Genomic DNA, 26,368 nt, shown 5'->3' with positions numbered 1-26,368 from the left:
ATGACTACCCTGAATCTCAACACCCTCAGCGAGCGCATTAAAGCGCACAAAATGGCCCTGGTGCATATCGTGAAGCCGCCGGTCTGTACCGAGCGCGCGCAGCACTACACGGAAATGTACCAGCAGCATATGGATAAACCGATCCCGGTGCGTCGCGCGCTGGCGCTGGCGCATCATCTCGCGCAGCGCACCATCTGGATCAAACACGATGAGCTGATCGTTGGTAACCAGGCAAGCGAAGTGCGCGCCGCGCCGATCTTCCCGGAATATACCGTCTCCTGGATTGAGAAAGAGATTGACGATCTGGCGGACCGTCCCGGCGCGGGCTTTGCGGTCAGCGAAGAGAATAAGCGCGTTCTGCATGAGATCTGCCCGTGGTGGCGCGGCCAGACGGTACAGGATCGCTGTTACGGCATGTTCACCGACGAGCAGAAAAGCCTGCTGGAAACCGGCATTATCAAAGCCGAAGGCAACATGACCTCCGGCGATGCCCACCTGGCGGTAAACTTCCCGCTGGTGCTGGAAAAAGGGCTCGACGGCCTGCGCGCTAAAGTGGCCGAGCGCCGCTCGCGCATCAATCTGACGGTGCTGGACGACCTGCACGGCGATCAGTTCCTGAAAGCGATTGATATCGTGCTGGAGGCGGTAAGTCTGCACATCGAACGTTTCGCAGCCCTGGCACGTGAAATGGCGGCTACCGAATCCCGCGTCAGCCGCCGCGACGAGCTGCTGGCGATAGCGGAAAACTGTGACGCGATTGCCCATGAACCGCCAAAAACCTTCTGGCAGGCGCTGCAGCTGTGCTACTTCATTCAGCTGATCCTGCAGATTGAGTCCAACGGCCACTCCGTGTCGTTCGCCCGTATGGATCAGTATCTCTACCCGTACTACCGTCGCGACGTAGAGCTGAACCAGAGCCTCGACCGCGAGCACGCCATCGAGCTGCTCCACAGCTGCTGGCTGAAGTTGCTGGAAGTGAACAAGATCCGCTCCGGCTCGCACTCCAAAGCCTCCGCAGGCAGCCCGCTGTACCAGAACGTCACCATCGGCGGTCAGAAGCTGGTCAACGGTGAGCCAATGGACGCCGTCAACCCGCTCTCTTACGCGATTCTGGAGTCCTGCGGTCGTCTGCGCTCCACCCAGCCAAACCTGAGCGTGCGTTATCACGCAGGGATGAGCAACGACTTCCTCGACGCCTGCGTGCAGGTGATCCGCTGCGGCTTCGGCATGCCAGCGTTCAACAACGATGAAATCGTGATCCCGGAATTCATCAAGCTCGGCGTGGAAAAAGAAGATGCGTACGACTATGCCGCCATCGGCTGCATCGAAACCGCCGTTGGCGGCAAATGGGGCTACCGCTGCACCGGCATGAGCTTTATTAACTTCGCCCGCGTGATGCTCGCCGCGCTGGAAGGCGGCCGCGATGCCACCAGCGGGAAAGTGTTCCTGCCGCAGGAGAAAGCGCTCTCTGCCGGTAACTTCAGCAATTTCGACGAGGTGATGACGGCCTGGGATACCCAGATCCGCTATTACACCCGTAAATCCATCGAGATTGAGTATGTCGTGGACACCATGCTGGAAGAGAATGTCCACGATATCCTCTGCTCGGCGCTGGTTGATGACTGCATCGAGCGGGCGAAAAGCATCAAGCAGGGCGGTGCGAAGTATGACTGGGTCTCCGGCCTGCAGGTAGGTATTGCCAACCTCGGTAACAGCCTGGCGGCGGTGAAGAAACTGGTGTTCGAGCAGGGCGTCATCGGTCAGCAGCAGCTGGCGGCGGCGCTGGCGGATGACTTCGACGGGCTGACGCACGAGCAGTTGCGTCAGCGTCTTATCAACGGTGCGCCGAAGTACGGCAACGATGACGACAGTGTGGACATGCTGCTGACCCGTGCTTATCAGACCTACATTAACGAGCTGAAGCAGTATCACAACCCGCGTTACGGCCGTGGCCCCATTGGCGGTAACTACTACGCGGGCACATCCTCCATCTCCGCAAACGTGCCGTTTGGTGCAGCGACAATGGCGACTCCGGACGGACGCAAAGCGCACACCCCGCTGGCGGAAGGCGCCAGTCCGGCCTCCGGTACCGATCACCTCGGTCCAACGGCGGTAATCGGCTCCGTGGGTAAACTGCCAACCGAAGCGATTCTTGGCGGCGTGCTGTTAAACCAGAAGCTGAACCCGTCAACGCTGGAAAACGACAGCGACCGTCAAAAGCTGATGGTGCTGCTGCGTACCTTCTTCGAGGTGCATAAAGGCTGGCATATTCAGTACAACATCGTTTCACGCGAAACGCTGCTGGACGCGAAGAAACACCCGGACCAGTATCGTGACCTGGTGGTACGCGTCGCAGGCTACTCGGCGTTCTTCACCGCCCTGTCGCCGGATGCACAGGACGATATCATTGCGCGTACGGAGCATACGTTGTAACGAAGTATCCCCTCTCCCTTGAGGGAGAGGGTTAGGGTGAGGGGGAAATGCGCACGCTGATGCCCTCACCCCGGCCCTCTCCCACCGGGAGAGGGAGAAAAGACTAAAAACGGCAACGTCGGTTGCCGTTTTGCTTTTACTTTCGAATGAAATTAAATTTGTGCTCTCCGTCACCTTGTTATTAGAATGTTTCAAAACGCAGTGACCCAGGAGCACAGTATGACCGTTAAAGTTATCGTCACCGATATGGACGGAACTTTCCTTGATGATGCCAAGCAGTACGATCGTGACCGCTTTCAGGCACAGTTTGAGCAGCTTAAAGCCCGTAATATTGAATTTGTTGTCGCCAGCGGTAACCAGTATTACCAGCTCATCTCCTTCTTCCCGGAACTGAAAGATCAGATCTCCTTCGTGGCGGAAAACGGTGCGCTGGTCTTCGATCACGGTGAACAAATTTTCCACGGCGAGCTGACGCGTCATGAGTCGCAAATCGTTATTGGCGAACTGCTGAAAGACAAAGGGCTGAACTTTGTGGCCTGCGGTCTCGACAGCGCTTACGTCAGCGACCAGGCCCCGGAGGCGTTCGTGGCGCTGATGTCAAAGCACTATCACCGCTTAAAGCGTATCAGCGACTACCGCGACATTAACGACGTGTTGTTTAAGTTCTCCCTGAACCTGCCGGACAGCGATATCCCGAATCTGGTCGATAAACTGCATGTCTCCCTGGACGGCATTATGAAGCCGGTCACCAGCGGCTTTGGTTTTGTCGATTTGATTATCCCCGGCCTGCACAAAGCCAATGGCATCAGCCGTCTGCTGAAACGCTGGAAAGTCTCCCCGCAGGAGTGCGTGGGTATTGGCGACAGCGGCAATGACGCAGAGATGCTGAAGCTGGTGAAATACTCCTTTGCAATGGGCAACGCAGCCGAAAGCATCAGAGACGTAAGCCGCTACAGCACCGACGACAACAACCACCAGGGCGCGCTGAACGTTATTCAGGCGGTGCTGGATCACCACTCCCCGTTCGACGCCTGATTCCCTTCCTGCCGGAGCCGCGCTCCGGCCCCCATCACTCTTTTTCCATCCTGTGCTACCCGTCAAGTTTTTAAACTTGCATTAACCAATTTTTAACTTAAAGTATCACTTGTAGACACTTTTACTTTCGAATGAAAGATGCGAGGCAGTTATGACGTTTACCAGTGAAACTTTGCCGGCGGATCACAAAGCCGCAATCCGTGAGATGAAGCGCGAGCTACGGGCGCAAATCGGCGATGTGCAGGCGGTGTTCGATAAGCTCAGCGATACCATCGCGACCCGCGTGGCGGAAATTAACGCCCTGAAAAACAAAGGCGAGCCCGTCTGGCCGGTGATCCCGTTTGCGGATGTGAAAGATGGCACCATCACATCCGCGCAGCGTGAGGCGATCAAACGCCGGGGTTGCGCGGTAATAAAAGGTCATTTCCCGCGCGAGCAGGCGCTGGCATGGGATCAGTCGATGCTCGATTACCTCGATCTCAACCAGTTTGATGAAGTCTATAAAGGGCCCGGCGATAACTTCTTTGGTACCTTAACGGCGTCTCGCCCGGAGATTTACCCTATCTACTGGTCACAGGCGCAAATGCAGGCGCGCCAGAGTGAAGAGATGGCACAGGTGCAGTCGTTTCTGAACCGTCTGTGGACATTCGAGAGCAACGGCAAACAGTGGTTCGATCCGGACGTCAGCGTGATTTACCCGGATCGCATCCGCCGTCGTCCACCGGGTACCACCTCGAAAGGGCTGGGCGCGCATACCGATTCCGGTGCGCTGGAGCGCTGGCTGCTGCCCGCCTATCAGCAGGTTTTCGCCCGCGTCTTTGATGGCAACGTAGAGAAATACGATCCGTGGAATGCTGCGCACCGTACTGAAGTGGAAGAGTACACCGTGGATAACACCACCAAATGTTCGGTGTTCCGCACCTTCCAGGGCTGGACGGCGCTGTCGGACATGATCCCGGGCCAGGGGCTGCTGCACGTGGTGCCAATCCCGGAAGCGATGGCTTATATTCTGCTGCGTCCGCTGCTGGATGACGTGCCGGAGGACGAACTGTGCGGCGTCGCGCCGGGGCGCGTTCTGCCGGTGTCAGAGAAATGGCACCCGCTGCTTATCGAAGCGCTCACCAGCATTCCGGCACTGGAGGCGGGCGATTCGGTGTGGTGGCACTGCGATGTGATCCACTCCGTCGCGCCGGTTGAGGATCAACAGGGCTGGGGCAACGTGATGTACATTCCTGCCGCGCCAATGTGCGAGAAGAACCTCGCCTACGCGAAGAAGGTGAAAGCGGCGCTGGAAACCGGGGCATCACCGGGTGATTTCCCGCGCGAGGATTATGAAAAAACCTGGCAGGATCGCTTTACCGTGGCCGATCTCAATATCCACGGCAAGCGTGCGCTGGGCATGGCTTAACTGTCGTACAGCCCTTCCCGCTCAACGGCGGTGCGTCGTTTCCCCTGACGTATCCGCCGGACCGATTCCCGTACGGTCAGGGTGCCGTTAAGCAATAGCGTGCCTGACGGCGCCTCCGGGCGCATCAGCCGCTGCTGGAGCATATGTACCGCTTCGGTGCCCAGCTCATCACGCGGGACATGCACCGCGGTTAACGGTACATCCTGAATGGCCGCCAGATTAAAGCCGTCAATGCTCATCACCGAAATATCCTGCGGCACGCGTAACCCCTGTTTTTGCAGGGCGCTGATGGTGCCCGCCGCCATAAAGTCACCCCCCACCAGAAACGCAGTCGGCAAGTCTTTCCCCTGCATGCGGCTCAGCCAGTCGGTGACCAGTTGCTCTGTTTCGCGAGCGCTGAAGCTCGGCGCCACCAGCAAATCGCGTTTATCGTTGAACTTCAGGTTGTGTGACTGCCATGCATCGCGGATCCCCGCAAGGCGCAGCTCCATGGTGTAACGCCGCAGGCACAACACATTCATCACCTCACGGTGTCCCATTTCAAACAGATAGTCCGCCGCCCGCTCGCCAATGGCCCGATGGTCCGGCGCGACGGCAGGCAGGCGCATATGCCGGTCGCGGCAGTTAATCAGCATGCAGGGTTTACCGACATCCACTGCCAGGTCATGGATGTGCGGATCGTCAATGCCGAGGAGGATGGCGGCCTGGGTGTCCGGCTCGTTCATTCGCGCCAGAAACAGCTGGGCGTCGCTGTCGTTCTCCTCCAGCGCGCAGTAACGCAGGCGAACATCGTACGAGGCCAGGCCTTTGCTTACGCTCTGGATCACACGGTAGTAAAAGATGTCAGACCGCTCGTCAAAGGCGCGCTGTGGGGCGAAGACAACGAGACTGTTGAGCAGCAAACGGCCCGCAGCCATTCCGTCCAGCACCCCCAGCTCGCGCGCGCATGCCAGCACCTTCGCACGTGCTTTTTCACTGGTATTCGCCTTCCCGGCAAGGACCCGCGAAACGGTGCTGATGGAGAGCTGAGTCCGGGCAGCGATTTCGGCGATTTTTAGCCTTTTGTCCATTTTGTGATCTGGCTCCATTTGCGAAATGACAAAATTTTCATAGCGTGGATATCAGGCAATAGCTGATGTCAAAGCCATGATGCCAAATGATGTCGCTCAGTTATGAGAAATTTTGCACAAAATCCACTATTGCCCTCACATTTTCTCCCTTAAGGTGAACTTGTCACACAACTTCCATACTAGTTGTATAGCAACTTGAAGCGGTAAAACAGATAACAATCAACGTCATAAACCTGTGTGACACCTGAACCTCCGTCCCCTTACCGTCCGTCTTGTGGAGAGTAAAATGAGTCAGGACATTAATAACACCGTTGCGGCAAGCAAAACCCGTCGCGTCATTAAAAACCTGCGCTGGTATGTGCTGGTGCTGTTCTTACTTGGCGTCACCGTTAACTACATCACCCGAAACTCACTCGGGATCCTCGCCCCGGAACTGAAAGAGAGCCTCGGTATCACCACCGAGCAGTACTCCTGGATCGTCGGGGCATTCCAGATCGCCTACACCATTTTCCAGCCTCTGTGCGGCTGGCTGATCGACGTGATCGGCCTGAAGATTGGCTTTATGATTTGCGCCGGGATCTGGGCGCTGATGTGTATTTTCCACGCGGGTGCCGGGAGCTGGCTGCACCTTGCCATACTGCGCTTCTTTATGGGGGCTTCTGAAGCCGCCGCCACGCCCGCAAACGCCAAAACCATTGGTGAATGGTTCCCGAAATCGGAACGTCCTGTGGCAGCCGGCTGGGCCGGTGTGGGCTTCTCCATTGGCGCAATGCTGGCTCCGCCTATCATCTACTTCGCGCACGCCTCGTTTGGCTGGCAGGGCGCGTTTATGTTCACCGGCGTGCTGGCGCTGCTGTGGGTGATCCTGTGGTGGGCGTTCTACCACAATCCGGAGCAGCACCCGAACCTGAGCAAAGACGAGCTGGCGTTTATCAAGCAGGATAACGAACCGCCTGCGGTAAAACTGCCCTTCCTGACCGCACTGAAAACCGTCTCAAAAAACAAACGCTTTTACGGTATCGCCATCCCGGCCTTTATGGCGGAACCGGCCTGGGCGGTACTGAGTTTCTGGGTGCCGCTGTATCTCGCCAAAGAGCACGGCATGGATCTGAAGCAGATCGCGATGTTTGCCTGGCTGCCGTTCCTGGCCGCCGATCTCGGCAGCGTGGCAAGCGGTTACCTCACCCGTCTGTATACCCGCCTGTTTGGCTGCTCCCGCGTCAACTCCGTGGTGGCAAGCTCCGTCACCGGCGCGTTCCTGATGATCTCTCTGGCCGTCGTCGCCATTACCCGCGACCCGTACATCACCATCGTGCTGATCTCCATCGGCGGTTTCGGGCATCAGATCATCTCCTGCATGCTCAGCGCCCTGGTGGTGGAGTCGTTCGATAAAGGCCAGATGGCGACCGTTAACGGTATGCGCGGCTCGGCGGCGTGGATCGCCAGCTTCCTGTTCTCGCTGTTGATTGGTGTGACCGCCGACAAAATCGGCTTCAACCCGCTCTTTATTGCCATGGGTTTCTTTGACCTGATTGGCGCTGTTTTCCTGGTGGCATTTATTGCTGAACGTCGCGCCAAGCGCGCCTGATAGTGGATGTATTGCATATGAAAACCCTGAAAAACTGGACCGTCGATAAGCAGTCGGCCAACCATCTGGAACTGCTGGTGGATAACCAGCACCGCCTGTGCCTGTATGTGCTGGAAGAGAACCTGTTCCGCGTACTGATCAAACGTAAAGGCGAACTGGCGCTGGACCGCACCTGGAGCATCGCTCCGGAAGAAGATGTGCCGTGGGAAGGCCGTCGTCGCGACGATCTGAGCGGCTTCACCTGCCCTGCCTGGACGCTAAGCCAGCAGGATGAGGGGCTGACAATTGCCACCGAACAGCTGCGTGTGACCGTTCATCAGCCGCTGTGGCTGGAGTGGCATTATCGCAATGACGCCGGTGAGTGGCAGCCGCTGGTCAATGACCGTCCGACCAGCGCCTATCTGCTGAACGCTCACGGCGACGGGGTGGCACACTACCTGAGCCGTCGCAAGGACGAGCGTTTTTACGGCCTGGGTGAGAAAGCGGGCGACCTGCAGCGCAACGGTAAGCGCTTCGAGATGCGCAACCTCGACGCCATGGGCTACAACGCGGCCAGCACCGACCCGCTGTACAAACACATCCCGTTTACCCTTACCCGCCGCGATGACGTGAGTTACGGCCTGTTCTACGACAACCTGAGCAGCTGCTGGCTGGATCTGGGCAACGAAATTGATAACTACCACACCGCCTACCGTCGCTGGCAGGCGGAAGCGGGTGATATCGATTACTACCTCTTTACCGGCAAACGGGTGCTGGATGTCACCAAAGCCTTTGTGCGCCTGACCGGGAAAACGCTGTTCGGGCCGAAATGGAGCCTGGGCTACAGCGGGTCGACCATGCACTACACCGACGCGCCGGACGCGCAGAATCAACTGATGAATTTTATTCGCCTGTGCGAAGAGCATGCGATCCCGTGCGACTCGTTCCAGCTCTCATCGGGTTATACCTCAATCAACGGCAAGCGCTATGTCTTTAACTGGAACTACGACAAAGTGCCGCAACCGAAGGTGATGACCCAGGCATTCCACGATGCGGGGCTGCGGCTGGCGGCAAACATCAAGCCGTGCCTGCTGCAGGACCACCCGCGCTATAGCGAAGTGGCGGAAAACGGCCTGTTCATTCGTGATTCAGAAACCGACGCACCAGAACGCTCCAGCTTCTGGGATGACGAAGGTTCCCACCTCGACTTTACCAACCCGCAGACGGTGAAATGGTGGCAGGAAGGGGTCACCACGCAGCTGCTGGAGATGGGGATCGACTCCACCTGGAACGATAACAACGAATACGAAGTGTGGGACGGCGAAGCGCGCTGTCATGGTTTTGGCAAGGAGATCGCCATCAAACACATCCGCCCGGTGATGCCGCTGCTGATGATGCGCGCCTCGCTGGAAGCGCAGCAGCGGTTTGCCCCGGAAAAGCGCCCGTATCTGATCTCCCGTTCCGGCTGCGCCGGGATGCAACGTTACGTTCAGACCTGGAGCGGCGATAACCGCACCAACTGGGACACCCTGCGCTATAACATCCGCATGGGGCTGGGTATGAGCCTGTCCGGGCTGTTTAACGTTGGTCATGACGTGGGCGGTTTTTCTGGCGACAAACCCGACGCCGAGCTGTTTGTCCGCTGGGTGCAGAACGGCGTGATGCACCCGCGCTTTACCATTCACTCGTGGAACGATGACCACACGGTAAACGAGCCGTGGATGTATCCGGGCGTCACCCCCGCTATTCGCGGTGCCATTGAGCTGCGCTATCGTCTGCTGCCGTATCTCTACACCCTGCTCTGGCAGGCGCATGCCGATGACGAACCGATGCTGCGCCCAACCTTCCTCGACCACGAACACGATGCGCAGACCTTTGAAGAGTGCGACGAGTTCCTGCTGGGCCGGGACCTGCTGGTGGCAAGCGTGGTGGAGGCCGGACAGCGCGAGCGCCGTCTCTGGCTGCCGGATAACGAAACCGGCTGGTATGATTTTTACACCCACGCGTGGTACGCGGGCGGGCAGTGGATCGCTCTGGATGCACCGCTGGAAAAACTGCCGCTGCTGGTGCGCGCCGGTGCCGGTCTGCCGCTCAGCGAACGCATCACTCACGTCAGCGCGGAAAAAGACGACACCCGCGAGCTGAAGCTGTTCCCGGTCAAAGGCGTGGGCACCAGCACCGGTCTGCTGTTTGAAGATGACGGTGAAAGCTGGGGCTATCAGAACGGCAATGCGCTGTGGGTAGAGTGGGAAATGGTGTGTGATGGGGCAACCATCAATTTGAAGATCGCTGCGCGCGGAGATTATCGTCCGGCGTGGAAAGCACTGAAGGTGTCATTACCGGCGGGGGAAAAACGCAGGCTGCTGGTGAATGGGATTGAAGGGAGTGAGTGGGTGATGTAGTGCGGCCTGATGCCCTCACCCTAACCCTCTCCCACAGGGAGAGGGAACAGAACGTAGGCCGGGTAAGGCGAAGCCGCCACCCGGCTTTTTTTTAGTTCTCGATACCTTTGCTGCGCAGATAATCTTCGTAGTTACCGGTGAAGTCCACCACGCGCTCTGGCGTAATTTCAATCACGCGGGTTGCCAGCGAGCTGACGAACTCACGGTCGTGAGAAACGAAGATCAGGGTGCCCTGGTACATCTCCAGCGCCATGTTCAGCGATTCGATAGATTCCATATCCAGGTGGTTGGTCGGTTCGTCCATCACCAGAATGTTCGGTTTTTCCATCATCAGCTTGCCGAACAGCATGCGGCCCTTCTCTCCACCGGAGAGCACTTTGGCAGGCTTCTTGATGTCGTCCTGGCTGAACAGCAGACGCCCCAGAATACTGCGCACCGCCTGCTCATCGTCGCCTTCCTGCTTCCACTGGCTCATCCAGTCGAAGACGGTCAGGTCGTTTTCAAATTCATATTCATGATCCTGCGCGTAATAACCAATTTGCGCGTTTTCGGACCATTTCACGCTCCCGTTGTCCGGCTGCAGTTCGCCGACCAGGGTTTTCAGCATGGTGGATTTACCCACGCCGTTGGCACCCAGAATGGCGATCTTCTCGCCCACTTCCAGCAGCAGGTTGAAGTTTTTAAACAGCGGGCCTTCATCAAAACCTTTGGTAAGGGCTTCCACTTCCAGCGCGTTACGGAACAGTTTCTTGTCCTGCTCGAAACGGATGAACGGGTTCTGACGGCTGGAAGCTTTAACTTCTTCCAGTTTGATTTTGTCAATCTGGCGGGCACGCGATGTTGCCTGACGGGATTTAGAGGCGTTGGCGCTAAAGCGGCTGACGAAGGATTGCAGGTCCGCAATCTGCGCTTTCTTCTTGGCGTTATCCGCCAGCAGACGTTCACGCGCCTGGGTGGCCGCCGTCATGTATTCGTCGTAGTTGCCCGGGTAAACACGCAGCTCACCGTAATCCAGATCCGCCATGTGCGTACACACCATGTTCAGGAAGTGACGGTCGTGCGAGATGATGATCATGGTGCTGTCACGGTCGTTGAGCGTCTGCTCCAGCCAGCGGATGGTGTCGATGTCCAGGTTGTTCGTCGGTTCATCGAGCAGCAGAATGTCCGGGTTAGAGAACAGCGCCTGCGCCAGCAGCACACGCAGCTTCCAGCCAGGTGCCACTTCGCTCATCGGGCCGTAATGCTGTTCGACCGGAATGCCCACGCCCAGCAGCAGCTCGCCCGCACGCGCTTCTGCAGAATAACCGTCCATTTCGCCGTATTGCGTCTCCAGATCGGCCACTTTGTAGCCATCTTCTTCGCTCATTTCGGCCAGCGCATAGATACGGTCGCGCTCCTGCTTCACTTCCCACAGCTCCGCGTGCCCCATGATCACGGTGTCGAGCACGGTGAACTCTTCAAAGGCGAACTGATCCTGACGCAGTTTACCGATGCGCTCGTTGGGATCGAGCGACACGTTGCCGAGCGTCGGCTCCAGGTCACCGCCGAGGATCTTCATAAAGGTGGATTTACCGCTACCGTTGGCACCAATCAGGCCGTAACGGTTGCCGCCGCCAAATTTGACGGAAATGTTTTCGAACAGCGGCTTACTGCCAAACTGCATAGTGACGTTGCTGGTAACTAACACGGGGAGATTCCTGCGAAAAGTGTGATAAACACGGCATTATGCCACAATTCCGAATTGAGATCCTGTGTTGCGACGCTCCGCTAAACTTTAACAAAATCGAAAAAAATGTGATTTCGTACACATCTGAATTCCCTGTTAGCGGGAATGCACATATAATGCGCTCCCATCACAGATTCAGACTTATCAACTCACGCCTGAATGGCTTAGATACCTCGCACAACATGAACATGAAATTAACAACGCTTTTTGCGGCGGCGTTAGCCGTAGTAGGTTTTTGCAAAACCGCTTCTGCGGTGACTTATCCGCTGCCGACAGACGGTAGCCGTCTGGTGGGTCAAAACCAGGTGGTGACGGTGCCTGAGGGTAACACTCAGCCGCTGGAGTATTTCGCAGCACAGTACCAGCTGGGCCTGTCTAACATGCTGGAAGCGAACCCGGGCGTTGACCCATACCTGCCAAAAGCAGGTACCGTTCTCAATATCCCTCAGCAGCTGATCCTGCCGGATACCGTTCATGAAGGCATCGTGATTAACAGCGCGGAGATGCGTCTGTATTACTATCCGAAAGGCACCAACACGGTAATCGTGCTGCCAATCGGTATCGGTCAGCTGGGTAAAGATACCCCGCTGAACTGGACCACCAAAGTTGAACGTAAGAAAGCAGGCCCAACCTGGACCCCAACGGCGAAAATGCACGCGGAATACATCGCGGCAGGTGAACCGCTGCCCGCCGTGGTTCCGGCAGGCCCGGATAACCCAATGGGTCTGTACGCCCTGTACATCGGCCGCCTGTACGCCATCCACGGTACCAACGCTAACTTCGGTATCGGCCTGCGCGTAAGCCACGGCTGCGTGCGTCTGCGTAACGACGACATCAAATTCCTGTTCGAAAACGTGCCGGTAGGTACCCGCGTCCAGTTCATCAACGAACCGGTTAAAGCGACCTCTGAGCCGGATGGCAGCCGTTACATTGAAGTGCACAACCCGCTGTCCACCAGCGAAGACCAGATCAACAATAACGAAATCGTGCCGATTACGCTGACCAGCGCGGTGCAGTCCGTGACCTCTCAGCCGGACGTGGAAACGACTATCGTTGACCAGGCTGTGCAGAACCGTTCCGGTATGCCGGTGCGTTTGAACTAATCGCGACACAGCGAAAAAAGCGGGCTTCGATGCCCGCTTTTTTTTATCCGTTATTCACGATCACAATCCCGCCGTGGTCGTAACGATAATGACAGTGCGCATACTCCAGCGGCGTGCCATCTTCCAGATAGATCACCTGCTCCACCTCCAGCACCGGGTCGCTCTCCTCGCAGACCAGATGCTGCATATCCAGCGCATTCGGCTTTAGCGCCCGCACCACGCGGTACGATCCCATAATTTTCAGACCCAGCGTCTCCTGCACATAGCGAAACACCGAGCTTTCAAGATGGCTTTTGTTCAGCCCGGGCACCAGGTTGAGCGGCATTACGGTCGCGTCCAGCGACATGGGCTCACCATTAAGTAAACGCAGACGAATGAAGTCATAGACCGGCGTATCGGCATTGATCATCAGCGAGGCCTGCTCTTTTTCGTTCGGGAAGCGCAGTTCAAAATGCACCACCTGGCTCGTCACCGTGCCCAGATGCTCCCAGGTTTTGGTCGCGCCAAAGTAGTCGCTGCCGGAGAGATCCCACTGCGACAGCTGAAGGAAGTTTTTGCGGATGAACGTCCCCTGCCCCTGACGGGTATATACCAGCCCTTCAACGATCAGCTGACGCATGGCCTGCTGAATGGTCATCCGGCTGGTATTGAACTCCGCCGCCAGGGCAAACTGGTCCGGCAGCGGTTCATTGGCGGCATACTGCTGGCTGATGATGCGTTTTTTGATTTCACGCGCTATGGTGATGTACTTCGCCGCCATCGTCCTTCCTTCTGTTTAATGTTCTATCCCGCTGTTTTTCAACGCCACTCGCTCGGCAATTTTGAGGAAAGGCAGGTAGAAGAATACACCAAATACGATGATTGCCAACTGCACCACCACCGCCCGCCAGTCCCCCGCGGTTGCCAGCCAGGCGCTCAGAATTGGCGGCGTGGTCCACGGGATCATCACCACGCAGCGCGACATTAATCCCAGCGTGGTGCAGAGCCAGGCGAAGTAAATGCCAATGGCGGGCAACAGGACAAACGGGATCATTAAAGGCAGGTTAAACACGATCGGCAGGCCGAAAATCACCGGCTCGTTGATGTTGAACAGACCCGGCGCCAGCGACAGACGTGCCACCTGTTTCGCCGATTGTTGCCGCGAGAAGATAAAAATGGCGATCAGCAGTGAAATGGTGCTACCGGTACCGCCCACCATGCCAAAGGTCGGCACGAAGATGTTGTTGATGATATGCGGGATCGGCTGGCCGTTGGCAAAGGCCAGCATGTTCTCATTGGTATTAATCAACAGGAACGGCTCCAGCACCACGCTGTTAACTACCGACTGATGAATACCCAGCGTGAAGAGGAAGTTACCAAAGCTGTAGATAAAAATCGTCCCCGGCAGGCTGGTATTGATGAGCCGCAGCGGCTGCTGGATAAAGGTGGTGATCAGGTGAATCAGATCCGTGTGCAATACGTTCGCCAGCAGCGCGGCCAGAACGGCAAACAGTGAGAGCGTCAGGATGGTCGGGATCAGTGCGGTAAACGATTTACTGACCGCCGGCGGCACGTTTTCCCCCAGTGATATTTGCAGCGCCTTGAGCCGCGAGATGGCGATAAACAGCTCCGTCGAGAGCAAGCCAATCAGCACCCCGGCGAAAATCCCGGTCGAACCAATGTTGGCGAAGGTCAGCACCTGGGTGACATTCACCGTGGTGTCGCTGCCGACGGGCGTGAGCTGCAGACGCATCGGCATCATGATAATAAAGCTGCTGACAGCGATAACCACTGCCGAGACCGGATTGTCGAAATCCTTGTTGCGCGCCAGCGACCAGGCAATCATCGGCGCCAGCAGCAACGCGGCGATATTCAGCGTGCCATTGATGATCGCCTCGCCCCATACCTTGAAGTGCGTGAGCGTGTCGCCGTCAAAAATCCAAGGAAACACCACATTGTTCACCAGTACCGCCAGTCCGGCGAGGATGAAAATCGGCATCACCGTGGCGAAGGCATCGCGCAGGGAGCGAAGATGCACCTGGTTTGCCAGGCGCGCTGAGAACTCAACAAATTTATCGACAAAGGACTGCATATGCGGTGTGATTTTTGTTTCAGACATAGCGGATAGTTCCCATCAATCAGTCACAAAAACGGCCCGGCAGCGTACGGCTTACATCTCGCGTCCGTTGGTATGGATAACCTGTTTTAACCACGCGTAGCTCTTCTTCGGCACGCGTTTCAGGTCTTTAAGGTCGTGGTTTTCACGGTTGACGTAGACCACGCCGTAGCGCTTACGCATGTCGCCCTGGGAGCTCAGAATGTCGATCAGACCCCAGCCGAGATACCCCATCACCTCAGCGCCATCCTCGAACATGGCGGCTTTCATCGCCTCGATATGCGCCCGGTGATAGTCGATGCGGTAGGTATCCTCAATCGGGTTCACGCCATCCCAGGATTCAATCACGCCAATGCCGTTTTCAATCGGGAACACCGGCATGCGCCAGTCGTTGGCGTAGCGGGTGATGATGGTGCGAAAACCGAGCGGATCGATCTGCCAGTTCCATTCGGTGGCTTTCAGGTACGGGTTATTTTTATCGCCGTACAGCAGATAATTGTTCACCGGGGTTCCCTGCGGAATGGCATCGCTGTCCAGCGTTTTACTGGCGTAGTAGCTGAAGGCCATAAAGTCGTTTTGGGTTCTTGCGAACAGCGCCAGATCCTCGGCACGGTAGATATCGCCAAACCCTTCCTGCTCCACCACCGCCATCACCGCCGGGCTATAGCCCTGACCAGCAAAGACGCGCAGCAGGTTCTGGTTGAGAAATTCGTCGTACTGCTGGGCGCAGAAGATATCGCGCGGTTTGCAGGTGGCCGGGTAAACCAGCTGGTGTGCCAGCATACCGCCCATCAGCTGACCCGGTTTTGTCTGGTGCAGGTATTCGGTCAGCGTCATGTGCGCCACCATGGTGTGATGCTGCAACTCGTACAGCTCGCGCAGGGTTTTCTCACCTTTCATGTAGCCGGAAATACGAAACGCTTCCGGCATATGGAAGATGTTCTGTTCGTTGAAGGTCAGCCAGTACTTCACGCGGTCGCCGAAGCAGTCGATCATCTTTTTGCCATAGCGGATAAAGGCATCCATGACGCGACGATCGTTAAAGCCGTTGTACTCCTGCGCCAGCGCCAGCGGCATATCGAAGTGATAGAGGCAGATCATCGGCTCGATACCGCGGGCGATGAGATCGTTAATAAAGCGGTCGTAAAAGGCGATGCCCTCATCGTTGAACTCGCCGTCGCCCTGCGGACAGACCCGGCTCCAGGAGATTTGAAAGCGGTAGCAGTTCATGCCCAGATCCTGCATCAGGTCGAAATCTTCCCGGTAGCGGTGGTAGGAATCGGTCGCCACTTTCCAGTCGGAGATGTTTTCCCCCGCTTCGCGAATGTCGTACACCGACATCCCCTTCCCGCCCTCATTCCATGCCCCTTCCGTCTGCATGCTGGATACCGAGTTGCCCCATAAAAAGTTGGCTGGCAGTGATTGATTCATGGTCTCTCCCTATATGACTATTCATTTAAATTTCATGACTAGTCATATAGTCGAAGATGTAAAATCGATCAAAGAGGAGGATCGAATTTTGTGAGCAGAGCGGGAAAAAAAGCCCCGGTGAGCGGTGCGCCACCGGGGAAAGGAGGGTTATTGCTGTGCGAGCTGATTACGAAGATATTCCCCCTGCCGCTCCAGCATCCAGCCCGGATATTCGCGCGGCAGTGCGCTGACGGCATCAAGCTGTTTCAGCTCGTCTTCACTTAAACGGATCCCCGTTGCGGCGATGTTGTCATCCAGTTGATCGACGCGTTTGGCACCAATAATGACGCTGGTCACCACCTTCTGATGCAGCAGCCACGCCAGGGCGATTTGCGCGACGGAGACGCCTTTGCTTTCGGCAATAGTACGCATCACATCCACACAGTCGAAGGCGCGCTCTTTTTCCACCGGCGGGAAGTCAAACTCCAGACGACGGCCACCGGCTTCACTCTGCCCGTCGCGGCCATATTTCCCGCTCAGCAGGCCACCCGCCAGCGGGCTCCAGACCATCAGCCCGACGCCTTCGCTCTGCATCATTGGCACCAGTTCGCGCTCCAGATCACGTCCGGCGATGGTGTAATAGGCCTGCAGCGACGCGAAACGGGCCAGACCCAGTCGCTCGGAAATGCCCAGCGCTTTGGCGATCTGCCATGCGGCCCAGTTAGAGACACCGATGTAGCGCACGTGGCCGTGCTGCACCAGGTTATCCAGGGCATAAAGCATCTCTTCCATCGGCGTTGCAGGGTCGAAACCGTGAAGCTGGTAGAGATCGATATGGTCGAGCTGCATACGGCGCAGGCTCTCTTTCACGCTGCTGATAATGTGATAGCGTGAGCTGCCGCGTGAGTTCACCCCCGCCGTGCCCGTTTCGCCAAACACTTTGGTGGCAACCACCACGTTTTCGCGCGGAATTTTCAGGTTCTTGAGTGCCTGGCCGGTGATCTCCTCCGAGCGGCCTTCGGAATAGACGTTCGCGGTGTCGATGAAGTTGATCCCGGCATCCAGCGCGCGGCCCACCAGCTGCTCGGCTTCACTTTGCTGCAGCTGGCCAATCTTGCCCCACATGCCACCTTCACCGCCGAAGGTCATGGTGCCAAGGCACAGTTCAGAAACAAACAGACCGGTATTGCCCAGTTTTTGATAACGCATAAGATAGTCCTCACATGTCGTTTGATGGGTGCCTGATAGTTATACCCGCCCCCTGGCCAACGCGAATGTGGCGTTCCTGTCCGTTTCTTGCCCAATCCTCTGAATATTATCCGCGCGGGGCATCGCCAAAGACGGCGTAATCCGGTAACTGCACCTGCTGATAGGGCTCCCAGCCGCCGCCAAGTGCCTTATAGAGCGCCACCAGATCGAGCGCGCTTTGCACCTGCGCCTGGGCACGTTGCTGCTCGGCCTGTGCCAGCTGCCGTTGGGCGTCGAGCACGTCGATAAAGCTGGCAATCCCCTGCCGGTAGCTGTCGCTGGCCAGATCGAAGGCGTTTTGCAGCGCATCGATGGTCTTCGCCAGACCCGCTTCACGCTGCTGATCGGTGCGGTAACTCACCAGCGCATTCTCAACATCCCCCAGCGCAGTCAGTACCGTCTGGCGATAATCCAGCACCGCCGCCCCCTGTTGCGCACGCGCCACTTTCACGCTGGAGACCAGTCTTCCGCCCTGGAAGATGGGAATGGAGACCTGCGGACCAAAACTGTAGAAGTGGCTGCTCCAGTCGGTGAGCCAGTTGGATTCGCTGTTGCGCAGGCCAAACTGCCCGGAAAGAGTAAAGCTCGGGAACAGCTCGGCCACCGACACGCCAATTTGCGCTGTGGCGGCATGAAGATTCGCTTCCGCTTCTCGCACGTCCGGACGACGTCGCGCCAGCGTGGATGGAATACCCGTTTGCACGATATCCGGCAGCGCAGGCATCGGCTGGGCGGACTGCAGTTCCGCATCCAACGCCCCCGGCGGCTTGCCGAGCAGGATCGCCAGGCCGTTCATCGCCTGCCGCTCCTGCGCCTGATATTGCGGCAGTTGTGCTTCAAGGTTGCCCAGTTGCGCCCGCGCATTTTCTACGTCCATCTGCGGAGACAGCCCGCCCCGCTGGCGACTTTCGGTCAGATCCAGCGTTTGCTGCGCACTTTTAATCTGGGTGTTCAGCGTGGCAATAATGCTCTGCGCCCCGCGCAGCTGGAGCCAGGCGCGCGCCACTTCGGCTTCAAGGGAGACCAGCGCGTCGTTACGCTGCTCAATAGCGGCTTTCTGCTGCGCTTCAGCAGCTTCAACCTGACGGCGAACTTTACCCCAGAGGTCAATCTCCCACTGGGCGTCGAAGCTGCCCTGGTAGAGGTTGATCGGCTGCGTCAGCGGTCCTAACGCACCCCTGAGTTCCGGATCGACGTTATCAAGCTGGTCGTAGACCCCATGAGACTTCAACTCACCTTCCAGGCCGAGCTGCTGGCGCGTCGCCTGCAAATTACCGTTGACCGACGGATAAAACGCCCCGCCTGCCTGGTTAATCTGTTCGCGCGCGCCAGCGATGCGCAGCACCGTTTGCTGCAGGGACAAATTCCCGGCGATGGCGCGTTCAATCAGACTGTCGAGTTGCGGCGAGCCGAACGTTTTCCACCAGCGCGGGTTAGTCGCAGCGGAGGTGGTTTGTGATTTCACCGTGCTGTCGCCTTTATCGTTCCAGTGCGTGACGGCAGGCGGTGCAGGCGGCTGGTAATCCGGCCCCACGGCGCAACCTGCCAGCAGCATCATTATCATCAGGGGGTGTAAACGTCTGTGTATCATCAATGTGCTCCTGCACTCCCCTCGCTCTTAACCGGCGAGAGCAACAAACAAAACGGAATCAGGACCAGCGCCACCACGCTCAGAATGGTGAATACGTCGATATAGGCCAGGAAGCGCGACTGCTCAATCATGGTCTGGTACATGCGCCCGGTGGCAATGCCGGTCGGGTCGCCGACCTGAGTGGTAAAGTTCTGGATCGCCTGCGCGCTTTCGCGGATCGCCTGCTGGAACTGCTCGTTAAACGGCGAGGCGTGGTACGCAAGGTGCGCGCTGTGGGCCTGCGAGCGCTCGGTGATGGCCGCCGTGGAAAGCGATATGCCAATCGAGCCCGCAACGTTACGGAACATGGTGAACAGCGCCGCGGCATCCGCGTTCAGCCGCCTCGGGATAGAAATAAACGCAATGGTGGTCAGCGGGACAAACAGGAACCCCAGCCCAATCGACTGGGCGCTGCGGAACAGCACCAGCGTTTCGAAGTCAATATCCGGGGTGAGCGTGCGCGACCAGAAGAACGACACAGCCAGACAGGTAAAGCCAAAGGCGATGATCCAGCGCGTCTGCACCACCGGCATCAGCTTCAGGACCAGCGGGATGGTCAATACAATCAACACTGCGCCGGGCGACAGCACCAGCCCGGACCAGGTGGCGGTATAGCCCAGATCCTGCTGCGCCAGCTGCGGGATCACCACCGAGCTGCCGTAAAGGATCATCGCCATCCCCGCCATCAGCAGGCTGGAGATGGTAAAGTTGCGGTCCTTCATGCAGTGCAGATCAACAACCGGTTTTTTGGCATACATCAGCCAGTAAATGGCGCCAATGATGCCGACCAGCGTTAACACCGCAAAGGTGCGAATAAAGTTCGAGTAGAACCAGTCATCATCCTCGCCCCGGTCGAGCATCACCTGCAGACAGCCGAGGCCAAGCGCGATCAGGCCGATCCCCGTCCAGTCGATAGTCAGCTTCTCTTTGGCTTTACTCTCCCAGGGTGGATCTTCCAGCAGCTGGTAGATCGCCAGCACCGTCACTATCCCCACCGGGATGTTGATAAAGAACACCCAGCGCCAGGAGTAGTTGTCGGTGATCCAGCCCCCGAGCGTCGGGCCGAGTACCGGCGCAACGATAATGGCGATGGAGGAGAGACCAAACGCTTTACCCCTGTCTTCCGGTTTAAAGTAGTCAAGCAGCACCGACTGCTGCGTGGGCTGCAGGCCGCCGCCAAAAAAGCCCTGCATCACACGGAACAAGATGATTTGCCACAGCTCGGTGGCGATCCCGCACAGGAACGAGCAGACGGTAAACATCACGATGCAAATCAGGAAGAACTGCTTGCGGCCAAACACCCGGCTGAGAAACGCCGAGATGGGCAGGACGATGCCGTTAGCCACCAGGTAGCTGGTTAACACCCAGGTGGACTCGTCATAGCTGGACGAGAGCGAGCCCGCCACGTGCGGCAGCGCCACGTTGACAATGGTGGTGTCGAGGATCTCCATAAACACCGCCAGCGTAACGACAATCGCCACCGCCCACGGATTGCTGGCGGGCTTCCAGTTGTCGTGGCTGTGATCCGTCATTCCACGGTGACCTTCGGTTCTACCGACAGCCCCAGCGGCAGCGGTTTGTTCGGATCCAGCCCTTTATCAATCACAATTTTCACCGGCACGCGCTGGACAATTTTAACAAAGTTGCCGGTGGCGTTTTCCGACGGGAACGCCGAGAAACGCGAGCCGCTGCCCTGCTGGATACTGTCGACATGGCCTTCAAGCGCCATATCTGGCCAGGCATCGACGGAAACCTCCACCTTATCGCCTGGCTTCATGCGCTCAAGCTGAGACTCTTTAAAGTTGGCCACCACCCAGACGTTGGGTGAGACCAGCGAGAACAGCGCCGTGCCCGCCTGTACCAGCGTACCCGGCTGCACGTTGCGCTTAGTGACAAACCCGTCGAACGGGGCGCGAACTTCGGTGTAAGAGAGGTTGAGGTTAGCGGTTTCCAGCTGCGCTTTAGCCTGATCGACCTGGCGCTCACGCGCTTCGACGTTGGTCTCCTGCTGGCGGATCTGCAGCTGTACCTGCTCCGCCACTTCCAGCTGGGCCTGCGCGCTTGCCAGAGCGGCCTGTGCACTACGCAGCTGGGCGTTGGCGGAATCAATGCTTTGTTGGGTGGTGGCACGCGGATCGACCCCGCGCTGGCGGCGATACTCCGCCTGCGCGTTGGCGAGGTCTGCCTGCGCTTTCAGCACCTGCGCTTTGGCTTCGTCGCGCTGGGCGGGGTATTGCACTTTTGAGAGCGCCAGCTGTGCCTGGGCCTGATGCAGCTGCGCAATAGCCAGGCCAAGCTGGGCCTGAGCCTGATCGCGCTGGGCGGTGGTATCACGCGGATCGATAACCACCAGCAGATCGCCCTTTTTCACGCGCTGGTTATCACGCACATGTAGCGCCGTGACATAACCCGCCGTTTTAGGGGCAATCGTCACCACATCGCCGTCGGTAAAGGCGTCGTCAGTTGTCTCTTCGTTACGGGTTAAAAACCACCAGACCAGCGCCACGATGACCATCACCACCACGACAATGCCGAGGATAATTAACGGTTTTTTGCCCGGACGCTTACGCTCATTATTGTTTTTGTCCTGCTCGTCAGCAGGCGTGTTTTGATCTTCAGCCATAGTTCAGCAACGGTCCTGTCAGTGAGCGGCATCACACTATGCCGTTCACTAAAGCTAGGACGTTGCTATACGTTTGCCAGGAAAAACTGACAAATTGCGCACTATATGAGAAGGAATAATCCGAAACCGATCGCCGCAGCCCAGAGCAGCATGGGGATCGACCAGAGATGGAAACGCCACCAGATGCGGCGATCGTTCGCCATCCGCAGGGCAATCAGGTTGGCCAGCGAGCCGGGCAGCAGACCAAACCCGCCGATGTTAACCGCCCAGGCCAGAAGCGAGTCCGGCGGAACATAGTTGAGCAGTAAAATGGTAGAAGGCACGTTGCTGATGACCTGCGAGAGGCCAATCGCCGTCAGCCACAGCCCCGGCTGAGACAGACCGCTGACGCTGTGCAGCACGTGTTGCAGCACCGGGAGCTGGATAAGCAGATGCACGTCGATGAACATCACCATAAAGACCAGCAACAGCGTCCAGTCCACGCTCACCAGCACGCGTCGCGCCAGCACGACAAAACCAGCCGCCACGAGCAGCACGCCCGCCAGTTCATACCGCAGCTCCAGCGCAAACAGAAAGACGATATACAGCCCCAGGCAGCTCCAGACCAGACGAGGCTGCCACTGCGGGCCGGTTGTGCCGCTGTGGTATTGCAGTTTTTTATCCGGGAAGGCAAACCAGCAGACCGCCAGCAGCGACGCCATCATCACCAGCGCCAGCGGCGCCATCTGCCAGGTAAAGGCGGCGAACGATAACCCAGAACGTCCCCAGAGCAGAATGTTTTGCGGGTTGCCAATAGGGGTTAACAGCGAGCCCGCGTTGACGGCCAGCGCTTCAAAGATGATCAGCCGGCTCACCGGGATCTCGCAAAGTTTACGCAGGGTGAGCGTCAGCGGCACGATGATAAACAGCGCCACATCGTTGGTGAGAAAGGTCGACAGCACCGCGGCGGAGAACACCATAAACAACGACAGCCTGCGTTCGGTGGCAAACCGGCGCACCATTTTGCGCCCCAGCACGTCGAAGTAGCCGCTCAGCTCCACCCCTTTGGTGAGCATCATTAACCCGCTCAGGGTAATGATGGTGCGCCAGTCAATCGCCGCAGGCCAGGCCTTGGGCGCAAACGATACAAAAAGGCTTAAACCTGCACCAATAATCAATAAGAGATGAAAGAAGCGATCGCGCGTGAGGGCCTGCAGTCCAGGGATTTTCATTCAGCGGAGGAACCATATTTAAGCGTAAACTCACGAAACTTCACCAGCGTCTCTTCGCTGACGTGGTGTTCCATTCCTTCCGCATCCCGACGGGCAATCTCCGGGCTTACGCCCAGCACCAGCAAGAAGTTCTCCACCAGCTGGTGGCGCTCGCGGCTCTCCTGCGCCAGCTTCTCCCCTTCCGGCGTCAGAAAGACACCGCGCCACGGGATCATTTCGATTAAGCCGACGGAGGCCAGACGTTTTAACATCTTCGCAACGGTTGGCTGCGAAACCCCCAGCCTGGCCGCCATATCAACCTGACGTGCTTCCCCGACCTCGCGAATCAGATCGGAAATCAGCTCAACATAATCATCAATCAGTTCACGTCGGTGGGCTTCACGCACCTGACGAAAACCTTCGACGTGCTCTTCCACATTCACCAGTTGCGTCGTTTTTCTGATTGTTGGCTTACCTGCGCGACGGTTCATTGTACTTCCTCAGTGGGGTGACGCTTCCAGCGCCCGGTATCGAGAGCGCACATTGTAAACCATACCTCTACAAGCACAAAAAATTAACGAAATAGCCATAGCTATACAATATAGCCTGTGCTATATCTGTATGTAATGCAGTCACCCTTCACGGATCGAAGGGATCAAAAATCAGGAGGTCTTATGAACGAATTCAAGAGGTGTATGACCGTGTTTACTCACTCCCCCTTCAGGGTGCGCTTAATGCTGTTGAACATGCTGTGCGATATGTTTAACAACAAGCCGCATCAGGACGACAAACCTTCCCACTAAGCGGCGTTGCGGTACGCCGCTTCATTTTGCCGTCATATTCCCGCTGTAAACTGGCCTCCGGCCGCCCTATTCCCGGTTTTTTTTACGGATTTGCAATCCTCTTCGCAAAACATCTGCTTAGCAACGGTTGATATTATTTAGCGCTCGCACTATCTTCTTGCAGCCCTGCACAATTTGCGGCTCGCTGAAGCGGACCCTCATTCCCTCTCCACGCACTGTCAGGCAGGTTATGACCCTTGACGCCAGGGTGAGCACATGGCGTTTTTATGCATGATAGTGACCTATGAATTTAACCCTGATAGACACCGTTGTTACCCGCAGTCGGGCCTTAAGTCCGTGGACGGCATTCTACTTTTTACAATCCTTGCTGATTAACTTTGCGCTGGGTTACCCCTTCAGCCTGCTGTATGCCGTTGCGTTTACCTGCATTCTGCATTTGCTGTGGCGTACCGCGCCGCGCGCGCAAAAAACGTTAGTGGGCATCTGCTCCCTGATTGCAGCGCTCTATTTCCCGTTTGGTCAGGCTTACGGTTCGCCAAACTTTAATACCCTGCTGGCGCTACACTCGACCAACATGGAAGAGTCGACCGAGATCCTGACGATCTTCCCGTGGTACAGCTATGTGGTCGGCCTCTTTATTTTTGCGCTTGGCGTTATAGCGGTGCGTCGTAAACCCGAAGAGAAAAAAGCGTGGGGAAAAATAGAGACGCTGTGTCTGGCATTCAGCGTGGTGACCTTCTTTGTCACCCCCGTGCAAAACCTGGCCTGGGGCGGCGTGTTCAAGCTGAAGGATACCGGCTATCCGGTGTTCCGCTTTGTAAAAGACGTTGTCGTCAATAACCAGGAAGTTCTCGACGAGCAGGCGCGCATGGCTGAGCTCTCCAATATGAAAGACACCTGGAACGTGCTGGCGGTGAAGCCGAAGTACCATACCTATGTGGTCGTCATCGGCGAAAGCGCACGCCGCGATGCGATGGGCGCGTTCGGCGGACACTGGGATAACACGCCGTTCGCCAGCGCCGTCAACGGTACCCTGTTTACCGATTATATTGCGGCCAGCGGCTCAACGCAGAAATCGCTCGGCCTGACCCTGAACCGCGTTGTCGACGGCAAACCACAGTATCAGGATAACTTTGTCACGCTGGCAAACCGTGCCGGTTTTCAGACGTGGTGGTTCTCTAATCAGGGGCAAATTGGCGAATACGATACCGCCATTGCCAGCATCGCGAAGCGTGCCGATGAAGTGCAGTTCCTGAAAAACGGTGATTTTGAAGCCGATAAAAATACCAAAGACGAAGCATTGCTCAAGATGACGGCGCAGGTTTTTGCCACGCAGCGCACGCAGCCACAGCTGATCGTCCTGCACCTGATGGGTTCGCACCCTCAGGCCTGTGACCGCACGCAGGGGAAATACGCCGAGTTTGTGCAATCTAAAGAGACCTCTTGCTATCTCTATACCATGACGCAAACCGACGAGCTGCTCAGCAAACTGTACGATCAGCTACGTAATACGGGTGAGAGTTTCTCGATGGTTTATTTCTCGGATCACGGGCTGGCGTTTAAAGAGCGCGGTAAAGAGGTGCAGTATCTGGCGCACGACGATAAATTCCAGCAGAACTTCCAGGTACCGTTTATGGTGCTGTCGAGTGATGACAAGAAGCATCGTATTATCACCGCGCGCCGCTCGGCCAATGATTTCCTGACGTTCTTCTCGCAGTGGACGGGGATTTCAGCAGAGCAGATCAAAAATGCTTACCCGTTTATCTCAAACAAGAAAGCTCCCCCAGTGTACGTTACCAACTTCAAGTTACAGAAAGTTGACTATAACCATTTGGGTACGGATATTTTCGATATAAAGAGTAAGTAAGCTGTGCGATCTGATGCCCTCACCCTGGCCCTCTCCCACGGGAGAGGGAAAAACATTAAAAACGGCAACCCATGGTTGCCGTTTTGCTTTTACCTTGCAAAAAAAAATCCGCCACATGGGCGGATTTTTTACTGGCTCACCGAAGTGATTAGAAGCGGTAACCTACGCCCGCGATCCAGGTGCCAACGTCAACGTTGCGGATACGGCTCTGCTCATAGGAGAAGTCCAGAGCAACGTCTTCGATTGGGTTGAACTGCAGACCCGCGCCATAGGAGAAGCCGTAGTCGCTGTTGCTTGCAGTGCGGTTCAGACCCTGGTTTTCGGTCTGCTGGAATTTACCGTAGCCAACACCTACAACACCGTAGATGCTTGCCCAGTCGTTGATACGGTATGCTGGACCAGCGGTGATGCCGTAGTACTGGCCTTTGTTGTATGCGCCGTTTTCAGAACGATCTTTCTCGGTGTAGGTGAAAGAACCGATCACGCCCAGTGGGTTGTTATCCTGCTCGTAACGATACTTCAGGTTGAAACCGTTAGCTTTGTTCATTACGCCCTGCATATCGCTCTGAGCGTAACCACCGGTAACAGTGGAAGTAGCAGCTACAGCGGTACCTGCGGAAACAGCCAGTACAGCGGCCAGTGCTGAAAGACATGCAATTTTTTTCATAACCACCTCAAATGTGCTTCAAGTAAATCCGTAAGTTTTAAATATATCAAAAAAATTTGCGAAACTCTTTGTGATTCGTGATGTCTAACGG

20 protein-coding genes are annotated in these 26,368 nt (G+C 56.8%); 8 read left to right on the top strand and 12 right to left on the bottom strand.

The window, feature by feature from the left end:
* From ACQG22_RS07145 to ACQG22_RS07135, 3 genes are all read left to right on the top strand, one after another.
* Positions 1 to 2,433 carry a formate C-acetyltransferase/glycerol dehydratase family glycyl radical enzyme gene (locus ACQG22_RS07145; RefSeq protein WP_369706384.1) on the top strand — a complete coding sequence of 811 codons (2,433 nt, stop codon included), beginning with the start codon at positions 1 to 3 and terminating at the stop codon, positions 2,431 to 2,433.
* 219 nt (positions 2,434 to 2,652) lie between these two features.
* Positions 2,653 to 3,468, top strand: coding sequence for a Cof-type HAD-IIB family hydrolase (locus ACQG22_RS07140; RefSeq protein WP_029882866.1), 816 nt, complete (start codon positions 2,653 to 2,655; stop codon positions 3,466 to 3,468).
* Positions 3,469 to 3,619: 151 nt separating this feature from the next.
* Positions 3,620 to 4,876 carry a DUF1479 domain-containing protein gene (locus tag ACQG22_RS07135; RefSeq protein ID WP_013097444.1) on the top strand — a complete coding sequence of 419 codons (1,257 nt, stop codon included), beginning with the start codon at positions 3,620 to 3,622 and terminating at the stop codon, positions 4,874 to 4,876.
* Here ACQG22_RS07135 and ACQG22_RS07130 read toward each other — a convergent pair.
* A complete protein-coding gene (locus ACQG22_RS07130) occupies positions 4,873 to 5,946 on the bottom strand; it encodes a LacI family DNA-binding transcriptional regulator (protein ID WP_062856870.1) in 1,074 nt (357 codons plus the stop codon). The genes ACQG22_RS07135 and ACQG22_RS07130 overlap by 4 nt on opposite strands.
* Before the next feature lie 286 nt (positions 5,947 to 6,232).
* On the opposite strand from ACQG22_RS07130, the gene ACQG22_RS07125 reads away from it, so the two are divergent.
* Both ACQG22_RS07125 and ACQG22_RS07120 read left to right on the top strand, forming a co-directional pair.
* Positions 6,233 to 7,534 carry an MFS transporter gene (locus tag ACQG22_RS07125; protein ID WP_023621974.1) on the top strand — a complete coding sequence of 434 codons (1,302 nt, stop codon included), beginning with the start codon at positions 6,233 to 6,235 and terminating at the stop codon, positions 7,532 to 7,534.
* Between the two features lie 17 nt (positions 7,535 to 7,551).
* Entirely contained in the window at positions 7,552 to 9,915 is a 2,364-nt protein-coding gene (locus ACQG22_RS07120; protein ID WP_369706383.1) for a glycoside hydrolase family 31 protein, read from the top strand.
* Positions 9,916 to 10,006: 91 nt separating this feature from the next.
* Here the strand turns inward: ACQG22_RS07120 and ACQG22_RS07115 are convergent, their stop codons facing one another.
* Positions 10,007 to 11,602, bottom strand: a complete 1,596-nt coding sequence (locus tag ACQG22_RS07115) for an ABC-F family ATPase (RefSeq protein ID WP_013097447.1) — start codon at positions 11,600 to 11,602, stop codon at positions 10,007 to 10,009.
* 221 nt (positions 11,603 to 11,823) lie between these two features.
* On the opposite strand from ACQG22_RS07115, the gene ldtB reads away from it, so the two are divergent.
* Positions 11,824 to 12,744 carry a L,D-transpeptidase gene (ldtB, locus tag ACQG22_RS07110; RefSeq protein ID WP_020689864.1) on the top strand — a complete coding sequence of 307 codons (921 nt, stop codon included), beginning with the start codon at positions 11,824 to 11,826 and terminating at the stop codon, positions 12,742 to 12,744.
* Between the two features lie 43 nt (positions 12,745 to 12,787).
* Here the strand turns inward: ldtB and ACQG22_RS07105 are convergent, their stop codons facing one another.
* The 9 genes from ACQG22_RS07105 to mntR form a co-directional block, all read right to left on the bottom strand.
* The gene (locus ACQG22_RS07105; protein WP_013097449.1) at positions 12,788 to 13,504 is read right to left on the bottom strand and encodes a GntR family transcriptional regulator; all 717 of its coding nucleotides are present in this window, start codon (positions 13,502 to 13,504) and stop codon (positions 12,788 to 12,790) included.
* A 15-nt stretch (positions 13,505 to 13,519) separates the two neighbouring features.
* Positions 13,520 to 14,842 carry a PTS sugar transporter subunit IIC gene (locus ACQG22_RS07100; RefSeq protein ID WP_095455632.1) on the bottom strand — a complete coding sequence of 441 codons (1,323 nt, stop codon included), beginning with the start codon at positions 14,840 to 14,842 and terminating at the stop codon, positions 13,520 to 13,522.
* 51 nt (positions 14,843 to 14,893) lie between these two features.
* Positions 14,894 to 16,270, bottom strand: coding sequence for a glycoside hydrolase family 1 protein (locus tag ACQG22_RS07095; protein ID WP_023622501.1), 1,377 nt, complete (start codon positions 16,268 to 16,270; stop codon positions 14,894 to 14,896).
* A gap of 147 nt (positions 16,271 to 16,417) precedes the next feature.
* Positions 16,418 to 17,458: an aldo/keto reductase gene (locus tag ACQG22_RS07090; protein ID WP_369706382.1), complete on the bottom strand. Its 1,041-nt coding sequence runs from the start codon at positions 17,456 to 17,458 to the stop codon at positions 16,418 to 16,420.
* Between the two features lie 106 nt (positions 17,459 to 17,564).
* The gene (locus ACQG22_RS07085) at positions 17,565 to 19,088 is read right to left on the bottom strand and encodes an efflux transporter outer membrane subunit (RefSeq protein WP_038984969.1); all 1,524 of its coding nucleotides are present in this window, start codon (positions 19,086 to 19,088) and stop codon (positions 17,565 to 17,567) included.
* Positions 19,088 to 20,659: a DHA2 family efflux MFS transporter permease subunit gene (locus ACQG22_RS07080; protein WP_029882858.1), complete on the bottom strand. Its 1,572-nt coding sequence runs from the start codon at positions 20,657 to 20,659 to the stop codon at positions 19,088 to 19,090. Before ACQG22_RS07080 ends, ACQG22_RS07085 begins: the two co-directional genes overlap by 1 nt.
* Positions 20,656 to 21,750, bottom strand: coding sequence for an HlyD family secretion protein (locus ACQG22_RS07075; RefSeq protein ID WP_038418967.1), 1,095 nt, complete (start codon positions 21,748 to 21,750; stop codon positions 20,656 to 20,658). The genes ACQG22_RS07080 and ACQG22_RS07075 overlap by 4 nt, the downstream gene beginning before the upstream one ends.
* Before the next feature lie 101 nt (positions 21,751 to 21,851).
* On the bottom strand, positions 21,852 to 22,961 hold the full coding sequence (locus ACQG22_RS07070) for an anion transporter (RefSeq protein WP_369706381.1): 1,110 nt from the start codon (positions 22,959 to 22,961) through the stop codon (positions 21,852 to 21,854).
* Complete coding sequence (gene mntR, locus ACQG22_RS07065; RefSeq protein WP_013097457.1) at positions 22,958 to 23,431, bottom strand: manganese-binding transcriptional regulator MntR; 474 nt, start codon at positions 23,429 to 23,431, stop codon at positions 22,958 to 22,960. The genes ACQG22_RS07070 and mntR overlap by 4 nt, the downstream gene beginning before the upstream one ends.
* A 183-nt stretch (positions 23,432 to 23,614) precedes the next feature.
* Here mntR and mntS point away from each other — a divergent pair, with 183 nt between their 5' ends.
* Entirely contained in the window at positions 23,615 to 23,743 is a 129-nt protein-coding gene (gene mntS, locus ACQG22_RS07060; protein ID WP_013097458.1) for a manganase accumulation protein MntS, read from the top strand.
* Positions 23,744 to 24,026: 283 nt separating this feature from the next.
* A complete protein-coding gene (locus tag ACQG22_RS07055; RefSeq protein ID WP_023621661.1) occupies positions 24,027 to 25,610 on the top strand; it encodes a phosphoethanolamine transferase in 1,584 nt (527 codons plus the stop codon).
* A 148-nt stretch (positions 25,611 to 25,758) separates the two neighbouring features.
* Here ACQG22_RS07055 and ompX read toward each other — a convergent pair whose 3' ends face one another.
* The gene (gene ompX, locus ACQG22_RS07050) at positions 25,759 to 26,277 is read right to left on the bottom strand and encodes an outer membrane protein OmpX (protein ID WP_013097460.1); all 519 of its coding nucleotides are present in this window, start codon (positions 26,275 to 26,277) and stop codon (positions 25,759 to 25,761) included.
* Positions 26,278 to 26,368: the final 91 nt, after the last annotated feature.

Origin of the sequence: Enterobacter cloacae complex sp. 309I3 (assembly GCF_050031595.1) — a bacterium.
Classification (GTDB): Bacteria; Pseudomonadota; Gammaproteobacteria; order Enterobacterales; family Enterobacteriaceae; genus Enterobacter; species Enterobacter cloacae.
The sequence above is the reverse complement of the archived record's forward strand: the minus strand, read 5'-3'. Positions and strand labels throughout refer to the sequence as shown.